15 protein-coding genes, 1 pseudogene and 2 riboswitches are annotated in these 19,603 nt (G+C 48.6%); of the genes and pseudogenes, 7 read left to right on the top strand and 9 right to left on the bottom strand.

From position 1 onward, the window contains the following. Window positions 1–816 precede the first annotated feature (816 nt). The 6 genes from KNP75_RS14460 to KNP75_RS14435 form a co-directional block, all read right to left on the bottom strand. Entirely contained in the window at window positions 817–2,178 is a 1,362-nt protein-coding gene (locus KNP75_RS14460; RefSeq protein WP_034781627.1) for an NCS2 family permease, read from the bottom strand. Window positions 2,179–2,267: 89 nt separating this feature from the next. Further along, window positions 2,268–2,369: riboswitch (purine riboswitch) on the bottom strand. 137 nt (window positions 2,370–2,506) lie between these two features. Continuing rightward, a complete protein-coding gene (guaA, locus tag KNP75_RS14455; RefSeq protein WP_251128383.1) occupies window positions 2,507–4,030 on the bottom strand; it encodes a glutamine-hydrolyzing GMP synthase in 1,524 nt (507 codons plus the stop codon). Window positions 4,031–4,141: 111 nt separating this feature from the next. Continuing rightward, window positions 4,142–4,242, bottom strand: a riboswitch (purine riboswitch). A gap of 39 nt (window positions 4,243–4,281) precedes the next feature. Beyond that, a complete protein-coding gene (locus KNP75_RS14450) occupies window positions 4,282–6,378 on the bottom strand; it encodes a transglutaminase domain-containing protein (RefSeq protein ID WP_215190737.1) in 2,097 nt (698 codons plus the stop codon). Continuing rightward, window positions 6,375–7,442, bottom strand: a complete 1,068-nt coding sequence (locus KNP75_RS14445) for a DUF58 domain-containing protein (RefSeq protein ID WP_215190736.1) — start codon at window positions 7,440–7,442, stop codon at window positions 6,375–6,377. Before KNP75_RS14445 ends, KNP75_RS14450 begins: the two co-directional genes overlap by 4 nt. Further along, window positions 7,439–8,392, bottom strand: coding sequence for an AAA family ATPase (locus KNP75_RS14440; protein WP_214709525.1), 954 nt, complete (start codon window positions 8,390–8,392; stop codon window positions 7,439–7,441). The genes KNP75_RS14445 and KNP75_RS14440 overlap by 4 nt, the downstream gene beginning before the upstream one ends. A gap of 172 nt (window positions 8,393–8,564) precedes the next feature. Next, window positions 8,565–9,170 (bottom strand): flavin reductase family protein, encoded by a 606-nt coding sequence (locus KNP75_RS14435; RefSeq protein WP_215190735.1) that lies wholly within the window; start codon window positions 9,168–9,170, stop codon window positions 8,565–8,567. 258 nt (window positions 9,171–9,428) lie between these two features. On the opposite strand from KNP75_RS14435, the gene KNP75_RS14430 reads away from it, so the two are divergent. Further along, a complete protein-coding gene (locus tag KNP75_RS14430) occupies window positions 9,429–11,267 on the top strand; it encodes an ATP-binding protein (protein WP_251128377.1) in 1,839 nt (612 codons plus the stop codon). 202 nt (window positions 11,268–11,469) lie between these two features. After that, window positions 11,470–11,787 (top strand): hypothetical protein, encoded by a 318-nt coding sequence (locus tag KNP75_RS14425; RefSeq protein WP_131490827.1) that lies wholly within the window; start codon window positions 11,470–11,472, stop codon window positions 11,785–11,787. A gap of 62 nt (window positions 11,788–11,849) precedes the next feature. Here KNP75_RS14425 and KNP75_RS14420 read toward each other — a convergent pair whose 3' ends face one another. Continuing rightward, complete coding sequence (locus KNP75_RS14420; RefSeq protein WP_215190734.1) at window positions 11,850–13,109, bottom strand: tetratricopeptide repeat protein; 1,260 nt, start codon at window positions 13,107–13,109, stop codon at window positions 11,850–11,852. 265 nt (window positions 13,110–13,374) lie between these two features. Here KNP75_RS14420 and KNP75_RS14415 point away from each other — a divergent pair, with 265 nt between their 5' ends. The 4 genes and pseudogenes from KNP75_RS14415 (at window position 13,375) to KNP75_RS15870 (ending at window position 15,622) form a co-directional block, all read left to right on the top strand. Next, window positions 13,375–14,058 (top strand): hypothetical protein, encoded by a 684-nt coding sequence (locus tag KNP75_RS14415; RefSeq protein WP_215190733.1) that lies wholly within the window; start codon window positions 13,375–13,377, stop codon window positions 14,056–14,058. Between the two features lie 60 nt (window positions 14,059–14,118). Further along, the gene (locus tag KNP75_RS14410; protein WP_215190732.1) at window positions 14,119–14,319 is read left to right on the top strand and encodes a hypothetical protein; all 201 of its coding nucleotides are present in this window, start codon (window positions 14,119–14,121) and stop codon (window positions 14,317–14,319) included. A gap of 181 nt (window positions 14,320–14,500) precedes the next feature. After that, window positions 14,501–15,001 (top strand): annotated as a pseudogene (locus KNP75_RS15875) (SH3 domain-containing protein); the annotation flags it as partial. Between the two features lie 63 nt (window positions 15,002–15,064). Continuing rightward, on the top strand, window positions 15,065–15,622 hold the full coding sequence (locus KNP75_RS15870; RefSeq protein ID WP_353049040.1) for an N-acetylmuramoyl-L-alanine amidase family protein: 558 nt from the start codon (window positions 15,065–15,067) through the stop codon (window positions 15,620–15,622). A gap of 26 nt (window positions 15,623–15,648) precedes the next feature. On the opposite strand, the gene KNP75_RS14400 is transcribed toward KNP75_RS15870, so the two are convergent. Together KNP75_RS14400 and KNP75_RS14395 are read right to left on the bottom strand one after the other, a co-directional pair. Next, complete coding sequence (locus KNP75_RS14400; RefSeq protein WP_214824529.1) at window positions 15,649–16,173, bottom strand: GNAT family N-acetyltransferase; 525 nt, start codon at window positions 16,171–16,173, stop codon at window positions 15,649–15,651. Between the two features lie 35 nt (window positions 16,174–16,208). Continuing rightward, window positions 16,209–17,051, bottom strand: a complete 843-nt coding sequence (locus KNP75_RS14395) for a CPBP family intramembrane glutamic endopeptidase (protein WP_215190730.1) — start codon at window positions 17,049–17,051, stop codon at window positions 16,209–16,211. 163 nt (window positions 17,052–17,214) lie between these two features. Here KNP75_RS14395 and KNP75_RS14390 point away from each other — a divergent pair, with 163 nt between their 5' ends. Continuing rightward, window positions 17,215–19,572, top strand: a complete 2,358-nt coding sequence (locus KNP75_RS14390; RefSeq protein WP_251128376.1) for a bifunctional diguanylate cyclase/phosphodiesterase — start codon at window positions 17,215–17,217, stop codon at window positions 19,570–19,572. The last annotated feature ends 31 nt before the right edge of the window (window positions 19,573–19,603 follow it).

Genomic DNA, 19,603 nt, shown 5'->3' with positions numbered 1-19,603 from the left:
TAGCTCTTTAAAAATGACGAAGCTTGCGCTTCATTCAAAAATTGTAAAACTTATTTTTGCCTCATCGTTCAGTTTTCAAAGTTCGTCTGTCGCTCTTGGCGACTAAATGATAATAACATTTATCATTATTGCGTGTCAACCAGTTTGTTTACTAAGTTGTAAGCATCGCTGGCAACAGAGATAACTATAGCATCCCTTTCTATAACATGGCAAGCATTATTCTAAAAAAACTTTAAAAAGTTTTAAATCACCTTTTCACCTCGGCCCGACTCAAGGATTGGAAGACGATTGACCGACGGAATGATTTTACATTACGGAAAAGTACCGACCGGGGTCAAGGGAGGAATATGTCAACTATCTAACCTAATCTACTGCTCACACTCCATAGTCCCCTTTCCGGAATCAAGCGTTATCTTCATAGCTATGATGTCTTTCCAGACTCTCGCAGAGACCAACCGTTCGGAAACAGGCCACGTACGCTCCAACTACTTGAATCTCCAAATCGCGAATCAAACGGCTCAAACGTTTCAACTCCTTCTATATATAGAGGACAATTGCCTAGTAGGTGAATGGCTGTTAAATACACCATCGACTGTTCAATACCATATATATGAAGAAAACCATCACTTCACGAAGGAATGGTGGAACAGGACCATTCGCCACAATCAAATTTTCAGATGCGTTCTCTCACAAGATGTCACGTTCATCCGCAATGAACACATTACAGAAACCACGCACTAACGATGTATGATCTATTCCTTCCCGAAAACACTGCATACAAAAAAGCCGACTCATAACCGAGTCGGCTCCGTTTATTTACGCGTGTGGCAAGAACATGAAGTACGCCAAGAATATGACTAGCATCCCGTACATGATTGGGTGAATCTCTTTTGTTTTCCCTTTCGCGATCATCATGAGCGGGTACAAGATGAACCCAAGCCCAATCCCCGTCGCAATCGACGAAGTGAGTGGCATCATGATAATCGTTAAGAATGCCGGAACCGCGATTTCGATTTTTTTCCAATCGATATCAAGGAGAGCTGAAGCCATCAACACACCAACAATAATCAAGGCCGGTGCCGTGACCGGTGCCGTGACAACCGCTAAGAGTGGTGAGAAGAACAAAGCCAATCCGAAGAATAAACCTGCGAATACAGCAGTCAACCCTGTACGACCACCCGCCGCAACTCCCGCCGACGACTCTACATATGATGTCGCAGTCGATGTCCCAAAAATTGCACCTGCAACCGTCGCAGTCGAATCAGCCATGAGCGCCTTACTCGCACGCGGCACTTTGTTTTCTTTCATGATCCCAGCTTGACGCGCCACCGCGACGAGCGTGCCGGCTGTATCGAAGAAGTCGATGAAGAAGAACGTCAAGATGACGATAAGCATTTGAAGGGTGAAGACATCACCAAAGTTAATGAACGCTTGGCCGAACGTCGAAGACATGCTCGGCGGCATCGATACAACATCTGAAATCGCAGTCGGTGTCGGCACGAGACCAAAAATCATTCCCGCGATAGCTGTCAACAACATCCCAATGAAAATGCCACCTTTGACGTCTCGTGCCATTAGCAATGCACTTACAACAAGACCGAATACCGCGAGGAGCGTAGTTCCTGTTCCGAGCGAACCGAGACTAACAAGCGTCGCTTCGTTCGCAACGACAATTCCCGCATTTTTTAAGCCGATGAAGGCGATGAAGAAACCAATCCCTGCAGCCACCGCCATTTTAAGTGGAGCCGGAATCGCGTTAACAACCGTCTCGCGAATGCCCGAGAGCGTCAAAGCGATAAAGAACAGTCCTGAGACGAGAACACCCGAGAGTGCCGTCTGCCAAGGGATGCCCATGCCGATGACGACACTGTAGGCGAAGAAGGCGTTAAGCCCCATGCCTGGCGCGATGGCGATCGGGTAGTTGGCGAATAGACCCATCGTGACCGATCCAATCAGTGCGACGAGACCAGTTGCGACGAAAACGGCACCCATATCCATACCCGCTGCGCCCAATACGTTCGGGTTGACGAATAAGATGTAAGCCATGGCCAAGAATGTCGTGAATCCTGCGACGAGTTCGGTTTTCACGTTCGTTCCAAGTTCTTTCAACTGGAAGTGACGTTCGATCCGGCTTTCTGACGGTTGATGATTTGGTTCTTGCTTGAGCTGTGTGCTCATTGATTTTCCTCCTTGGCTCGCCGTAAAACGAGAAAAGGTCCCCGATCGATGACCGGAGACCCCACGCGAAACATACAGGGACATACGTCCCCGAATCTATGTCTCGCCGTAGTGAAATCATTTAAGGTGATTTCGTAGAGACTCTCGGGCCATATTCCCGATATTATACGGCAAAATAATTTTTAATTGTTCGGATATGATAAGAACGTTTTTATCTTAACAACGTCAAAAATGAATGTCAACAGTAATAACGGATTTTAATCAAATATTTCATTCTAATGTTCGGTTTTTCTATATAAAAACAGAGAGGATTGCTCCCCTCTGCCTATTATTCCCACTCGATTGTTGCTGGTGGCTTCGATGTGATGTCGTACAGGACACGGTTGACGTGACTGACTTCGTTGACGATACGGACCGAAATCTTCTCGAGCACATCCCATGGGATGCGGGCCCAATCCGAAGTCATCCCATCAATCGAGGTGACGGCACGTACGCCGACGGCATAGTCATACGTCCGCTCGTCGCCCATGACGCCGACTGAACGAATCGGTGTAAGGACCGTGAAATATTGCCAAATATCACGTTCGAGACCAGCTTTCTTCACTTCTTCACGTAAAATCGCGTCTGATTCGCGCACGATTTCGAGTTTTTCTTCCGTGATTTCGCCGAGAACACGAATGCCAAGACCTGGACCTGGGAACGGTTGACGCCATACGATATAGTCTGGCAATCCGAGTTCAGTACCGAGTTCACGTACTTCGTCTTTAAAGAGCGTGTTGAGCGGCTCGATCAACGTGAAGTTCATATCTTCTGGAAGTCCACCGACGTTATGGTGCGACTTGATCGTTTGTGCCGTATCTGTTCCGCTCTCGATGATATCCGTGTAGAGCGTACCTTGGGCAAGGAAGTCCATGTCCACAAGTTTAGACGCTTCTTCGTCAAACACGTAGATGAACTCGTTGCCGATGATTTTTCGTTTTTGTTCCGGATCTGAAACGCCGGCAAGTTTGGCCATGAAACGATCCTGTGCATCAATCTTAATGACTTTCATATTAAAGCCATCTGCAAACGTCTTCATGACACTGTCCGCTTCGTTTTTACGGAGCAAACCATGGTCGACGAACATACATGTCAACTGGTCGCCGATCGCGCGGTGAACGAGCGCCGCCACGACCGATGAGTCAACACCACCTGACAAGGCACAAAGAACTTGCTTGTCACCGACGATTTCACGAATCTTCTCGACTTCGATGTCGATGAAGTTTTCCATCGACCATTCGCCTTTGGCACCACACACTTCATAGATGAAGTTTTTCAAGATGTCGTTTCCGTACTCCGAGTGACGGACTTCCGGGTGATACTGCACCCCATACATCTTGAGGTCATCACTCTTGATTGAGGCGACCGGACAAGAAGGGTTCGTCCCATCAACGATAAATCCTGGCGGTGCTTCCATGACGAGGTCACCGTGACTCATCCAAACAGTATGTTCCACTGGAAGATCCTTGTAGAGGGCCGAAGCTTCCGGCGTCGAGAAGAGCGTCGCTTTCCCGTATTCACGATGTGCGGCCCGCTCGACACGTCCACCGAAGTGATGCGTCATGAGCTGCATGCCGTAGCAGATCCCGAAAATCGGAATCCCGAGTTCGAAAATTTCTGGGTCGCAGCGGTAAGCGCCTTCCGCATACACACTGTTCGGGCCACCCGAGAAAATAATCCCGGCCGGAGCCAGTTCACGAATCTCAGCAGCTGTCATCTTGTGGGAATGAAGCTCACTATATACGCCAAGGTCACGTACACGACGTGTGATCAACTGGTTGTACTGGCCTCCAAAGTCGAGCACCAAAATCATCTCTTGTTCTATTTTCACAAAACCTCCACCTTTCTGCCTTCTTCTCAAAAAAAGAGCGAGCTTCACCCACGGATTCACTAAACCGAAGAAGAAGCACGCCCTTTTCTGTGTATACGAAACGTGCTCCTTCATAGTCGGTCCATTTACGGTGGTCCGGTAGAGACTCTCGCGCCAATTCGCGAGTATATACGAAGGAATGCTGTTCAATTATCTAACTAATGCGTCTATCTTACTGTATGCATCCGCCTACTTCAACTCATAATTCGACGAATCATGATTTTCCAATATTCTTTATATTTTGAATTCGGTGTTTGGTCGGCATAGATACTTTGTTCAAACAAACGGGTCAATCTCGTCATTTCGGTCGACTCATAATAGGCATCGACCTCTGCAGCGAGCTCGGACGGCGTGCGCCCGTCGACTTTGAAGCCTGCTCCGCGGAGTCGTTTAACTAGATATCGATGCATGGCGACGAGTCGATTTTCATTCAATGGACGCCGTGTCCACCAAAGCATCATGACGAAGCGTTCAATCGATTTCCGGTTCCATATGAGAACGGCGACCGTAAAGACAATCAACACCCAACCCCAAACCGGCATATTCCAATTCTCTGTTGCCGCCTCACCCGATGTGACATCATCGAGTGCCAAATCTTCTTGCGGACGATTCGTCGGCTCATTGTCTTGCGATGCTTGCGGATCGTTGGCTGCTGGATCTTCTGAATTCGTTTCGTCCTCCGTCTCGATTTGAAGCAAGTTGGCATCTGAGAAACTGATCGTCGCTTCAAGCGGGACCCAGCCCGCACCTTCGATGAAGTATTCTACCCACGAGTGGGCGTGTCGGTTCCGGACGGTGTACTCCTCCTCCCCTTGAATGACCCCGCGCGCATCACCCATCGTGAAGCCTTTGACCCAACGCGTCGGCACCCCGCTCGCCCGTAGAAGGACAGCGGCCGAGGTCGAGAAGTTGTCGCAGTACCCGATCAACGTGTCAAACAAAAATTGATCGACGTAATCGGTATCCCCTTCCGGGACGGCGACGTCTTCCGTGTTGTATTGGAATTCTCCAGATTGGAAGTACCCCTGGACGGCTTGGGCGTCCTCGTAAGGACTCTCACTGTCAGCCGTGATGTCAGCCGCCAAGTCACGAACACGGTCCGGAAGCGAATCCGGTAGTTGTAAGTACGCCTGCCGCTCTTCTTCCGTCAACGTCGTCACCGGTTCGTTCAATGCCAGTTGCTCTTCAGTGAAGGAAGGGACACTGTAGCGGAGTTGAATCGTCTGCGGCGTCGTTTGGCCATCATTGTCGAAGACGATCTTCCCGGACGGACGGATGTGAATCGTCTCGTTCGGGAACGGCTCCTCGATACTGCCGACCCTGAATTCGGTCCCGTTTTCCGTCTCGGTCGCTTGTGGATACTCCCCGCCATACGGGACGAACGTTTGACGCCGGTCGAATCGGAGCAACGCCTGTTCAGGCGTCGTATCGACGTCTGGGTCGACGAGCTGGCCGCGGTTGTAGTCCGAGTCGAGGACCGGGGACTCGACCCAGCCTTTCCCGGTGTAAATCTCTTTTGATTCGATGCGCCAATAGCGTGCCGGTACACCACGGGCGATGAAGACGATCCCGTCATCCTGTTCGAACGGTCCACCGAGTTGCTCATCGTTCACCCCATAGCCGACACGACCGCTACCTGACCCTTCATCGTTGCCAGCGTTTTGGAAACTCGTCGTCAACCGGTCGGACCAGTCCCCTTCAATCGTCGGAGACACGCTCGCGAGCGCCAACACGACCGAAGCGAGGAGAGCGATACTGACATAGCGGACGAGCGACTTGCTCGGCCGTTTCGCCAAATCCGTGACGAAGAGTAATAAGAGTGACGCTAAAATCGCAAGTAGTATTTTTCCTTCTCCGTCATAAAGCGTCCATGTGTCAAAGTATGCCATCAATCCAAGCGTCGAGACGATCATCCCAAGAACGAAACCATAGCTTGGATACGTCCGTCCGACCAAGATGGCGAACAAGACACCGATGAGCGCCATCGCCGAGAAGAAAATTGCTTCTTCTGGCAAAGCCCCGCTCAGCACCCCACTTAAATCTTCTACCCAGAGCCCAAACCAATCTAAGATACTGCCGTGATACACGTACAAGATGGTAAAGAAGTTGAGGACAACCACGGCGATGAACCCATACCAAGGCAACAAGCTCGCAAACATCGGTACGAGGAGTAAAAACAGGAACGGCCAATTGACATCGAACGTCGTGCTCCCGACAATCGGCTCGACCCAAAACGACAACAAGTAAGCGGCAAGTGCCGTATAGACAATCCGTTTCACCCACATCGTCATGTCGTCACCTCGTTCGCCGTGTACAAGTGATAGCTGCCTTGGGTCTCATTCATGATTTCGCGTACCCATTTCGTCTCGAGCGGGCTGATTAAAATCAAGTTTCCGACCTCTTGCGGCAAGTTACGCTTCACTCGTTCAACGAGACGTCCTTCCGGTTCCGGTGTCGCCGTCAGCAAGTAATGCCCGACCTCGGCGCTTTGGTCCGGCAAATGGAAAAGGCGGACCTGTTCTTCGATGACATACAGTTCAAACGGCAAGTTTTTCCGTTCAAGTTGCCGAATCGCACCGACGAGTAACGACAGTGATCGTTCGAACGCTTCTTCGTGTCCGGCAGATGTGGACGGGACGAAGACGAGCGAGAGTTTTTTCTCCTGCTCTTGATCGAACGTTTTCGTCATCAAGTTATCTCGACGAGCCGAGGCCTTCCAGTCAATCCGGCCGATGCGGTCACCGGCCGCGTATTCCCGGACACCGCTCGTCGTGTTCGCTACTTCTGTATATGTCCGCGTGCGCCGGTACTGTTCGCCACGCCCACCGACCTGCTCATCACGCGGCAAATCGAACGGAAGTTCAGCCGGCGACACTTCGACGACCGTCTCGAGCCGCAACGTCCGTTTACGATCGAACAGCCCGAACACGTCACGTACGTGAAGGACCGTCCGATCGAACACGTGGATCCCCCGGCGGATCTGTTCGATTTCGTAATGCACCGTCTCTGTTCGCCGAAAAAAGCGGTCGACCGGGGTAACAATCACGTCCGTCGATGTAGCGAGACGAGGCGGTGGTGTCTCTTCTAACGTGACGATCCCGACAAGAAACGGGTATTTCCGCTCCACTTGCAGTTCTACGTCCATCGTTTGGCCCGAGACGAGCCGTTTCGTCGTGATTCGCCGCGAGACGTTGGCTGCCGTGACCGGGTAAATCATAAAGATTGTCCAATACGCCGCCAAAACGAAAAATGACCACCAAAGTGTCGAGGCGACGATACTCCCTTCGATCCGGGCGAACGCGTAAAGTCCGAATGCCGCCGCCCACACGAGGAACAGCTTCATCCAATTTTTCATACTTCTTTGACCTCACGATCCATCGGGACCGGTAGCGAGTCGAGCCAACCTTTGACGAGCTGTTCGGCCGTTTTCCCTTTATAACGCGCCTCTGCCGTCAACAAGATACGGTGACCGAGCACACTACCCGCGAGCGCCTTCACGTCATCTGGCAAGACGAAATCACGGTTATGGATATACGCCCACGCCTGAGCCGCCTTCATCAGAGCGAGCGTCGCACGCGGACTACCCCCGAGGTACGTGTTCGGGTCGTTGCGCGACTCATGGATCAAGCGGACGATATACTGTTTGACCGCACTCGAGACATGCACGTCACGCACGTCACGCTGCATCTGTTCGACTTCGTGTTTCGTGATGACACTTTGGAGCGCCTCGAGCGGCTCTGCCTTTTCGAAACGGGTCAACAAAGAGATTTCTTCATTGAACGACGGGTACCCCATCTCGATTTTAAGAAGGAATCGGTCGAGCTGGGCTTCCGGGAGCGGGTATGTCCCTTCATGTTCAATCGGGTTTTGTGTCGCCATGACGAAGAACGGGGAAGGTAAGATTTTGACTTCCCCATCGACGGTCACACTGCGCTCCGCCATCGCCTCGAGTAACGCCGACTGCGTTTTCGGAGAGGTCCGGTTGATTTCATCAGCCAAGACGATGTTCCCCATCAAAGGTCCCGGACGGTACTCGAACTCTTTTGTCTTTTGATTGTACATCGAGATTCCCGTCAAGTCGGACGGCAACATGTCCGGAGTGAACTGAACGCGTTTAAAATCCAAATCAATGGCACGACTGAACGTACGAACGAGCATCGTCTTCCCGACCCCGGGCACGTCTTCTAACAACACGTGACCTCCGGCAAGCAACGCAGTCAAACTTTTTGCGATGACATCTTCTTTCCCGACGATCACCGTTTCAATGGCATTGATGATCGATTGAATGGCTGGACGATAGGACATAGCCGACTCCCCTTTTTTCTCTAATCGCTGATGCGTTCGAAAATTGAATGTTCTGACTTTATTGTGACATATTCAAGCGCTCGTGTGAAAGAAAACCATCATGCCAATCGGTTTTCCATTCTTTACCCGAAAAAAGGCGCCTTGTCTCTGATTTGAGCAGGCGCCATGACGTTTATTTTGGTCGTTCGATTTCAAAAGTGTCCCCGAGGGTCGCATAAAAGTTGCCGGCGAGACGACTGACCGGCGCCAGTTGTTCCGCATCGATGCGTCCAGCATGATAAAGCGCTGGCTCGATGTGAAAACGGACGACGCGAGCGATCAACAAGTCCGCTGTCACGACGCCATCGTGTTCGATTGGAATGTGATGATGAAGTTTACACTCCATCCGGATTTTGGCTTCTTTCACACCCGGTGTCTTCACGACGTCGCTAGGCACGATGGTGAAGGCCGTCCGCTCGAGTTCGCTTTCCTCGGGTCCTAGATTGGCTGCCGTCTCATTGACGAGGGTCACATTCGTTTCGTCTACGATATGGATGACGAGTTCTTCGGTCGCGACAGCGTTACGAGCCGTGTCTTTCATGACACCGTCCTTCCGTTGAACCGACACCGAGAGAAGTGGTGGTTCGGAAGCGACGATATTGAAATAACTGAACGGAGCGGCATTAATCGTCTCTCCGTTTCGCGTCGTCACAAATGCGATCGGGCGCGGTACGACACTTCCAATCAAAAATTTATACGCGTCACGTTTGGTTAAAGCTGAAGGTTCAATCGATAGCATACGATAGCACTCCTTTGGATTCGACTATAGGTTCAAACTATCCCGTTCACAGCGGACGTGTCAAACGTGAGCACATCGGAATGTGTAGGATGATGAAATACGGGGTATATCCGTCTAGATATGACAATTAAACAGACAATCATCTGATGGCACATCGCTTGAGCAGTTCGGTGTTCATCTGATTTTTCTTTTTGTATATTTCGGTTATGACGATTGAATTGGAGATGGTTTTAGTTAAGGAAGGAAGTAGAGCGTATTATGGGCAAGTGGATTGAACAATTGAACAGTCGTCAAATACTCGGCATCCTGTATGGGGTCTGTATCGTCAGTCTCTTTTTAACGGCAATCGCGGCTTGGTTTGTTCGGGATGATAACGTCTCGCCAAACGAACTTTTGACGTTACGTTGGATTTGGATGACCGGGTTAGTCATGTTTATCACTGCTATTTTATTAATCGGCCGTCCATTGATTAAACGAATGGTCGGACAAAATGAGAAAATGCATGCGAAGCAACAAAAGATGCAGTCGGTGCTCGAGGCGTCTAAACAAAACGAGACAAAATTGAAGTATCGTAACGAACTGATCGAAGTACTCGCTTCAAAGGAGTCGTTATTAGACTACTCTGCTGTCATCGAAAAGATCGTCTGGTTGACCGAGGCTGAGTTCGGGGCGGTCCTCCTAATCAAAGACGATGAAATCACATCCGTCGTACCAAAAGGGATGACGACAGAACAACAAGAAGATTTAAAGGTGCAGTCGCTCTTGTTAAAACGCGTCATGATCTCGAAATCGCTAGAAGCGACATCGAAGAAAGTGGCCGATCAGATTCACGGTTATCCGTATTACATCCACGAGACGGTCATCCCCGTGAAAGACCCGTCAGATGGGACGATGATCGGTTGCTTGTACTTGGCATGTTATGACGAGCCGTTCGACGCGAGTGAAACGTCGGAACTGAACGCATTTGCGAATCAGTTGGCTATCTCGCTATTGCGGACCCGACTGTATCGCCAAATGCAACAAGACCGGAAAGAGACGGCGCAACTGATCAACTCAGTGCGCGAAGCCATCCTCTACTTCAATTATGAGGAAGACACGATTGTCGGCAACCGCGCCTTTATCCGCATGTTCGATGAGCTCCAATTCGAGTACGCGGGTTATGAGGAACTGACGACCTTGTCGATCGATATCGAACAGTTCGCCGAACGGGTCGACCAACAAGACCTCTTCATCAGTTACGTCGAGCGTGTGTTCGACCAAGAACCACCGGAAGATGGCCTCTCGATTTCCCTTGACCAAGGTGATTGCTTCCTCCAAGTATACGCCGAGAGCATTTACCGGGATGGGAAGATACACGGCACGATGCTCGTGTTGCGTGATGTGACGGCCGAGACCGAGATCGACCGAATGAAGTCGGAGCTCGTCTCGACGGTGTCTCACGAATTACGAACTCCGTTATCTTCCATTTATGGGTTTACAGAATTGATGCTCGAGCGCGACTTGAAAGAAAACCGTCGCGAATTGTATTTGAAGACCATCCATGACGAAGCGAAGCGTCTCTCCTACTTGGTAAACGACTTCCTCGACCTGCAAAAGATGGAGGCCGGGAAACAGACGTTCGAATGGGAAACGGTCGACCTTCTCGAACTTGCTCGTGACAGCATCAGCTTCTATCAAGAAACGACCGACTCGCATCATTTACATCTCGATGCCGACGTCGGACAAGACTTCAAAATCGAAGCTGACTTAGAAGGAATGCGGCAGTTGCTCGGTAACTTGCTCAGTAACGCCATCAAGTACTCACCTGAAGGCGGCAACGTGCTCGTCTCGTTGGAACGACTCGAAGGACAAGTCGTCATGAAAGTCCGGGATAACGGGATGGGGATCCCTTCTTCCGCCTTGCCGAACTTGTTCGGGAAGTTTTACCGAGTCGACAACTCGGACCGCCGGAAAATCGGCGGAACGGGCCTCGGTCTCGCCATCTGTAAAGAGATCGCCAAAGCGCACGACGGACATTTACATGTCGAATCGATCTACGGTGAAGGTAGCACCTTTATTTGTGAGCTCCCGACGTCAAAAGAGGCGATTCATCAATGAGCGCGGCCGGATTCATTCCGGTCGTGTTTTTTATATTATTGCTTCTCTTTTTTGCAGGAATGTTTTGGCATAATCTAGAAAAAGAGTAACACCGAGAACCTGAGGCGACGTCACTACACCCTTCCCATTATTCTTGCAGGTAAAATTTAAAAAAAGAGCTATACTAGTAAGGAAGAGACAGACAAGATTGGAGGTCATGGAGTTGGATCATCGCGACCCACCGTTTTCAGAAGTAGGCGACTTTAAACAATGGGGCCGTTTTGATATAAACGTGCCACTGCAGGGCGGGCAAGCTGAACTTCAGACTGCCGTGTCGATTGTAAGAAATCATATTCCGTTGCGATTGGGTGGATTTTATATCATCGCGAGTGAAGATGGGATTTTGACGAGCGGCTCACACGACGCCAATTTACAAAAGCACATCATTCACTTGCTCCAACAAGTGCAGATGGGCCATGTGGAAGATGAAGCGTTGATGAACGAACCGATTTGGACGATTCATTATTTCACCACTCCATAAAACGGCAAGAGACGATTCGGGCGTCTCTTTTTTTGTGCAAAAAAAGAACGCCTCGAGAGGCGTTAATCCCATCGAGACATAATCGCAATGGATTTTTCATAGTATTCAGTGGATAGTTTATACTTCCCATTTTCACGTAGCTCACGTGCTAACCAAAGTGCGTATTTGTTTGTGTAAAATTCATCAGAAGATTCAAAATATTTTACAGCCCTCTTTAAACTATTTAATAGATTCAATTGATCATATTCTCGATAACAATGGTCATAAACATTAAAATGGTAAATAAATTCCTCCAAATCTTCACGTTCCCCCATTAGTTCATAGCCTTTACACAGCCACTCCACCACTCCTGCAGTGTCTCCCCGATCAGAATTGACCTCAATTAAAGACATTACGCTATACAGTTTACTTTTGACATCAATTTTATAATCAATACTTTTCAAAAAGTATTGAAGAGCTTTGTCTTGATCCCCAATCAAAAAATAGATATCACCCATGTTATTATAGAGCATCCCATTGTAACTCTTTAACTCTGTAGCGCTGGCAATTCTAGTCGCTTTCTCATAATGAGTTAAAGAATCCGTATATCTTTTTCTTCGTTTAAGTGCTAAACCGATAATAAGATGACACTCTATAATCCTTTCCACGCAAAAGTGTTCTTGAAAATAACTGAGCGCTAGTCTTACGTTCTCAATAGCTTGTAAATAATCCGTAGACTTGTAATATAGTCCTCCCATAATATAGCGCATATCAGCCATTTCCCATTCTGGCAGATGAGTTTTAGATAGTTTATCGTTAATTTCTTCTAACAATTCCAACGCTTCTTCTCTATCAGTTGATTGAAACAAATGTAGACTCTTCATTAACATATATCTCACTTTATCTTCATCACTTAATTGATCTTCAATCCATCCGATTTCGGTAATATATCGGGCGTCCCCACCTGGCATCATTCCAAAGCGCGCCAACGTTACCATTAAAGTGATGTATAATTCTTTTGATTGATTTACAACGGGATTAGAAATATATTTTTTAACTTTTCTCAACTGATTTTCTTCTTGGCGTGATAAAATAGCGTCTTTTAACAACTCACGAATCTCTACTTTTATTTTTTCGACCTGTTCGCTCAAATCAAAGTACAAAGGAACATCTAAAGAAAGCCTCTCGAATATAAGTTCGAGAACCTCTTCACTAGGCGAAGTTTGATTGTTTTCAATCTTACTTAAATAAGAAATTGAGCATATACCTCGTGCTAAAACAGACTGCTTCATGTTTCGACGCATCCGTTCTACTTTAATTAGATTACCGTAGTTATTTTCCATATCAAGCAGTAGCTCCTTCGTCCTATTTTGAAGTGGTTTTTAATGACATCCAATAGATTTTTAGTGATAATCAGGAAAATCCGATTAAAATAATCAATAATTCGATACAAAAACCGCTCCATTTTCCCAACCATAAGCAGTCCAATAGATACAACTTACATGATAAAATTTAACTACAGAAGTAATGCTTTCACTTTTTTCATAGGTACATCTATTCAGTTTTACCACATTTAAAAAAATTTCATTTTGGAGGTGAATAAGACAGATGGGTAAATTGAACTTTTTGCTTGCAGAAGATTATCTTAAACCTAAAATTTATTTCCAGTCTAAGTCAACACCTGTTTTTACTGCAGGCTATGCTTCAACTGATTATAGTCAATTTGATGGACTAGAGCACTTAACCCAAATGTTGCAATCTCCGAAGGCTTTTATTCTAAATGCATTTCAAATTGACTACTATCAAACCTTGCCTAAGCTGATTTGTAAAGTTCTCAGAGAGAACCGTTCTTACAAAAAGCTATACATTGTAGGGCCTGAACTTTCTCTTTCTATTTTAAAACGCAGTTCAAAAACCGTCTACGAGAAACACGCTGACGACATCGAGTATATTAATGTAGAACGTGATTTCCAAAGCGTTTTCCATCACTGTCTCAAATTATTACGAGAAGGGCATATTTTGTATATCCTTCCCGAGACTTCAATTTGTTGGAAACCTGAGCCGCTCCAACTATTTGAAGATAAATTTACACCTCTTTGTAGTACTTTGTTGAGTCAAGAGGCCCATGTTCCCGTTCTATGTTCATCTAGCACAGAGGAGTCAAATAAGATCACTTTACATGCTCCAGATATCCCGAGCAACTATATAGGTAATCTCGAATCCCGAATTTATCAACAATCCGAAACAATTTACAGCTTACTAGACACTCCCGCCTCTGACTATTTATTGTAATTTTTACAATTTACAAGTAATATCATTTTATACACACTACTATATTTGGAGGGATCTAGCATGAAAAAAGTTACTGGTTTGTTATTTGTGATGGCTGCTGTCCTTTTGCTGGGAAGTTCGGTTAAACCCTTAGTCGATGATATGCCGCGTTTAACTAAAATCGAGGCTCCAGTTCAAAGTTTTTATGATGAGATGCCAAGATTGACAAAAGTGGAAGCCCCTGCTCCCAACTTTGTAGATGACTTCCCTCGCCTTACTTAATCTGAAAAAGAGACGCCTACTAGCGTCTCTTTTTCATTTCTACTTTACTTTTTTTATAAATTTCAAAAAAAGTAAAGCAATTTACATATTAACCTCCATTTTTTTCTTGTTTCCTTATATAATAACGGAGACATGATAAAAAATTTCATTTCATATTCTCAATTAAAGGAGCGGATATTGTTTGAACATATCGAAACCATCTTGGAATCTTAAACTATTACTTAGCTCGTCTATCGTTTTAGGAGGACTGGTTGCCATTCCATCTGATTTGACATCACAGTACTTCGAAATAGGCCAAGTCGAAGCTGCCTCAACATATACTACCACTGCTAACCTGAACTTACGTAAGAGCGCATCCACATCTGCTACAATTCTCGTGACAATCCCAAGCGGCAAAGCTGTCACTTATCTCGGTACTTACGGTTCTTGGTACAAAGTCAGCTACGGTGGCAAGACTGGATACGTTTCTTCCCAGTACGTAAAGGTTTCAACGACTAGCACGACAACGACTAGTTCCACAAAAACCTACACGACTACCGTCAACCTGAACCTACGCCAGAGCGCCTCTACATCCGCTACCGTTCTCGTGACAATCCCAAGCGGCAAAGCTGTCACTCATCTCGGCACTTATGGTTCCTGGTACAAAGTCAGCTACGGTGGCAAGACTGGATATGTGTCTTCCCAATACGTAAAGGTTTCAACGACGACGACACCGACGACGTCCACGGGTACGGGACGTACGATTGTGATTGATGCCGGACACGGTGGAAACGATCCTGGAGCTGTCTACGGCTCATCTTACGAAAAAGTGATTGCGTTCGATATTGCCGCACGTCTCGCGAGTACGCTCTCGAATACATATGGCTATAACGCACGGATGACACGCACGAACGATGTCTACTTGTCGCTCGCACAACGCGTCGAATTGACGAAGTCGTATAAAGGCAGCGCCTTTGTCAGCATTCACAACAACTCTTCGATGAATACGTCTTACCACGGTCATGAAGTACTCGTGCCGACCGGAGAAAGCTATACGACGAACCCATACATCTCGGCTAGCCGGAGTCTAGGAGCGGCCATCAACCGTGAACTCGGTGCCCGTATCCCGACAATCCGTAACCGTGGCGTGAAGTATCAAAACGTTTACGTCGTCGGAAAGAACAGCGTCCCTTCGACACTCGTCGAATACGGGTTCATCAGCAACGCGAACGACCGCTCGCATTTGACGAGCACCACTTACCGGCAACGGATGGCAGACGCCACCGCTTCTGGGATTCATCAATTCATGAGCACTTATAAATAAGCAAGAGACCTGACCGCATATGCGAATCAGGTCTCTTTTTCTGTAGTCGTGCAACGCCAAATCTTATGCGGTGCGCCAGGTCCCCAGTAATGGTCAAGCGTCAACGTCGGCGGCCCGAGCCGCTTTTCCCAATAGGCTTGAGACGTCGGGAAGCCAGCATCCAAGTAAAACGCCGTCTGTCCGTTCGCTGACAATTGTCGTTTGATGTTCTCAATCAAGAAGTGACCTACCCCTTGACGTTGGGACGTAGGCGACACATACATGCAACCGACTTCTGGCGTGTTCGGTTCGACGTCGATATGGGCAGTAATGATGTCATTGGGAGGTAAAATCGCCGCTGTGCCCACGATGACGTCGTCTTTTACGACAACGAAAATTTGAACGGACTCGTCCTCGAAACTGTCCTGAACGGTCGTGTTCAATCGCTCTACTTCTTCATCCAATAGATCGGCATCCTCGAACTGTTCTCGCCGAATCAAGTCACTCAGACTCTCCATGAACAGTCGTTGGAGCGGTTTGACGTCTTCGCGGTCAAGCGGGCGAAAGTTCAATGTCTCCACTTCCCTCTAGTCCTGAATTGTACGTGCTAGTCTTTACCCGCGTCCTGATGGGGTGTAACGTTCGCTTGATGCGATCCTTCGACCGCTTCGAGTTGCTCGAGGTGATCATAACCGAGATGACCGTGTGTCTGCCAGACGAGGATGATCGCGGTCGTAAGGAGTAACAGCGTCAAGTGAAGAAATCCAATCGGGAACGCGCCTGGCTCAATTAACGGAACGAGCGTGAACGAGACGTTGAACATCGTGTGCAATAGGAACACGGACCATAAGTTCATCGTCGTGACGTTATAGAGCCACGAAATGATAAACGTGAACGCCAGAATCGCCGAACCATACGCCCAAAACGGGATCAATGACTGCCCCGTCCCCTCCATGAAGAAGAGCGGAATATGCCAACCCGACCAGATGACGCCGACGAACAGGCTCGCCTTGACGGGCGTGACTTTCAGTTGAAACGCATCAAGCAAATATCCGCGCCAACCGTACTCTTCTTGGATTGTTCCCCCAAGGAACAACATGTAGAGGAAATAAGGAACAACGAGCCATGGACGTTCCAGTAACGACGCGCTATCGGCATCAGACCACCAATAAGCAATCAAGAACAACATAGGCAGGAACAAGAGGCCGAACGCGTAATAGCGAACGGACATCTTCCACTCAAACCCTCGCTTCCAAAGCGTCTTCACTCCTAACCAGCCATTCTCTCGGAACGCCATATAGCTCCCCGCCAGGCTTGGACCGAATGCCCCAATCACGACAATCACCTGGATCGGTAATCCGGTCCACATATACAGCCCCCACCACGCCAGCCATGAGAACCCGAACGCGATGAGGAGAAACAGAATGATTTCTTTTTTGGTCGGAATCAACGCGTCCCCCTCCTTCTACACGTAGTTTACCCGCTTTCTGCCTGGCTTCCCTATTTCACGCAAAAAATATTTTCAACAAGTGAAGCAAAATGATAGGTGGGCTTTTGTTTTGCGGGGTATAATTAGAATTACTATAAAAAATACATTCCTTAGCGAGGTACACATGGAACCAGTAGTCGAACACTCGATGAGTCATAATGTTTTTCTTGTGATTCTGTCTTATATTATCGCCGCCGTTTCTGCATACGCCGCCATCGAGCTGGCACGGCGTGTCAATTCAGCGAACCGTTCCGTCCAAAACGTGTGGATCTTAGCTGGAGGTGCGACGCTCGGGCTCGGGATCTGGTCGATGCATTTTATCGCCATGCTCGCGCATGAGGCGTTGCGACCGGTCACGTATTCGATCCCGCTCGTCCTATTTTCCGTCATCATCGCCATGGCCGGCTGTATTTTCGGCTTCTTGATTGTCTCGCGTCGCACGACCCGCCCCGCTTTGATCGGTGCCGGGGTTGTGATGGGCGGCAGTATCGCGAGCATGCATTATGTCGGCATGGCTGCCCTGCAAGGTGTAGTGACTTCGTATAATCCATGGCTTGCGGCGTTATCGATTCTGATTGCGATTGGCGCCTCGCTCGTCGCTCTCTGGATTGGTTTCTTCTCGAAGTACGCCAAGCAAAAGATCGATCTCGAATTGAAAGTATTCTTCTCGTTGCTGATGGGCATCGCCATCTTCGGCATGCACTTCGTCGGGATGCTAGCCGCGTCGTTCACGTTCGTCGAGATGGATTCTCCGTTCGCCAATGCGATTGAACCGTCGTTACTCGCATGGCTCGTCACGGCAATCACAGTGATTTTGTTCGCCATTTTCTTCCTGTCGCTCACGCTCGATCGTCACCTTCGCAAACGAGAGTTCATTCAAGCGACGATTCTTGAGTCGACGACGGATGCCGTCGTCACGACGACGAAAGATGGAATGATCCAATATGCGAACACGGCGTTCTATCGCTTGTTTGACGAAATCGAGGAAGATGCTTTTTTCCAAGACTATCATCCGTCGCTCACAATCAATCAACCGTTTTATGAACCACGGCGCGTCGACATCGATGACCGAACGATCGAAGTGACGAGTTACCCACTCAAAGGCGAAACGATGGACCAGATGCTTTGGTTCCTCCGTGACGTCTCAGAAACAATCGCCTCACAGCGTCTCGTCGAACATATGGCGTATCACGACACGCTCACGGATTTGCCGAACCGGCACAAGCTCGAACGTATTCTCGCCGAACATATTCAAATCGAGGACCCGGTCGCTTGTCTCTACATCGACATCGATCGTTGGCGGTTCTTGAGCGATATGCTCGGTCATCATGGTTCGGATGAATTGACGATGCAAATCGCCGAACGTCTGCAAGTGACGATTCACCCGGACGACATATTGACACGCGTCGGGTCATCCGAGTTCATCATCTTGTTGTTCGACAAGCGGAGCACGCTTGCCAAACAGAAGGCAGAGAAATGCATCAAAGCCATCTCTCAGCCGTTCGATATCGACGGCACGACCGTCGAACTGACGATGAGTGCCGGAGTTAGCCATTATCCGAAAGACACGACATCGGCCGAGGAGCTCGTTCAATACGCCCGCCTCGCCGTCCACGAATCGAAACGGACCGGAAAGAATCAAATTAAAGAGTTCGAAGACGAGTCGAAGCACCAAATCCTTCGTACCGTCGAGATCGAGAAGGCGCTCACGCACGCGCTCGACCGGAACGAGTTCACACTCGTGTATCAACCGAAAGTGTCGCTGACGCAAAACCGGCTCGAAGGCGTTGAGGCGCTGCTTCGTTGGAACAACCGCGAGCTCGGTCACGTGTCACCGACCGACTTCATTCCAATCGCAGAAAACACGGGCCTCATCCATCCGATTGGCAGTTGGGTCATGCGTGAGTCTTGCCGAGCCTGGGTGCGCTGGAAGAAGTCTGGTGTGAAACCATTCACCCTTTCGGTCAACGTCTCGCCGCTCCAATTCGCACGTGAAGATTTCGTCGAGTCACTCAAAGCCATCTTGGATGAGACCGGGATGGACCCGATGTTCCTCGAATTGGAAGTGACGGAGTCGTCGATGCTGTCATACGAGGCGTCGACACGGGAGAAACTTGCCCAGCTCCATCAGTTCGGCATCTTGATCTCGCTCGACGATTTCGGGACCGGCTACTCGTCGTTCCGTCAATTGCGGGAGCTCCCGGTCCAAGTGTTGAAAATTGACCGGTCGTTCATCGTCAACTTGTTCACCGACCGGAACCAGGAAGCCATCGTCCGTTCGATGATCCAGCTCGGCCATAACCTTAATATGAAAGTGCTCATGGAAGGCGTCGAGACGTCAGATCAACTCGAATGGTTGCTGAACGAACAGTGTGATTACGTTCAAGGTTATTACTTCAGTCGTCCCCTTCGTGAGAAGGACGTCGTGAAGCACGTCAAATCGGTCACCACTTATATTGAGTTCGGGAAGACCCGAGCTTGAGGAGACTGCAGCCCTGCGCTGCAGTCTTTTT

This window comes from Exiguobacterium sp. s6, assembly GCF_018618155.1.
GTDB lineage: Bacteria > Bacillota > Bacilli > Exiguobacteriales > Exiguobacteriaceae > Exiguobacterium > Exiguobacterium mexicanum_A.
This window is presented reverse-complemented; position numbering and strand designations above follow the sequence as displayed.

What these genes read in the sequence shown, in the direction of transcription:
- KNP75_RS14415 (WP_215190733.1), top strand. Translation starts at nt 13,375, where the DNA reads ATGGGTAAATTGAACTTTTTGCTTGCAGAAGATTATCTTAAACCTAAA.
- KNP75_RS14440 (WP_214709525.1), bottom strand. Translation starts at nt 8,392, where the DNA reads ATGTCCTATCGTCCAGCCATTCAATCGATCATCAATGCCATTGAAACG.
- KNP75_RS14410 (WP_215190732.1), top strand. Translation starts at nt 14,119, where the DNA reads ATGAAAAAAGTTACTGGTTTGTTATTTGTGATGGCTGCTGTCCTTTTG.
- KNP75_RS14460 (WP_034781627.1), bottom strand. Translation starts at nt 2,178, where the DNA reads ATGAGCACACAGCTCAAGCAAGAACCAAATCATCAACCGTCAGAAAGC.
- KNP75_RS14430 (WP_251128377.1), top strand. Translation starts at nt 9,429, where the DNA reads ATGGGCAAGTGGATTGAACAATTGAACAGTCGTCAAATACTCGGCATC.
- KNP75_RS14435 (WP_215190735.1), bottom strand. Translation starts at nt 9,170, where the DNA reads ATGCTATCGATTGAACCTTCAGCTTTAACCAAACGTGACGCGTATAAA.
- KNP75_RS14445 (WP_215190736.1), bottom strand. Translation starts at nt 7,442, where the DNA reads ATGAAAAATTGGATGAAGCTGTTCCTCGTGTGGGCGGCGGCATTCGGA.
- guaA (WP_251128383.1), bottom strand. Translation starts at nt 4,030, where the DNA reads ATGATTTTGGTGCTCGACTTTGGAGGCCAGTACAACCAGTTGATCACA.
- KNP75_RS14420 (WP_215190734.1), bottom strand. Translation starts at nt 13,109, where the DNA reads ATGGAAAATAACTACGGTAATCTAATTAAAGTAGAACGGATGCGTCGA.
- KNP75_RS14390 (WP_251128376.1), top strand. Translation starts at nt 17,215, where the DNA reads ATGGAACCAGTAGTCGAACACTCGATGAGTCATAATGTTTTTCTTGTG.
- KNP75_RS14450 (WP_215190737.1), bottom strand. Translation starts at nt 6,378, where the DNA reads ATGACGATGTGGGTGAAACGGATTGTCTATACGGCACTTGCCGCTTAC.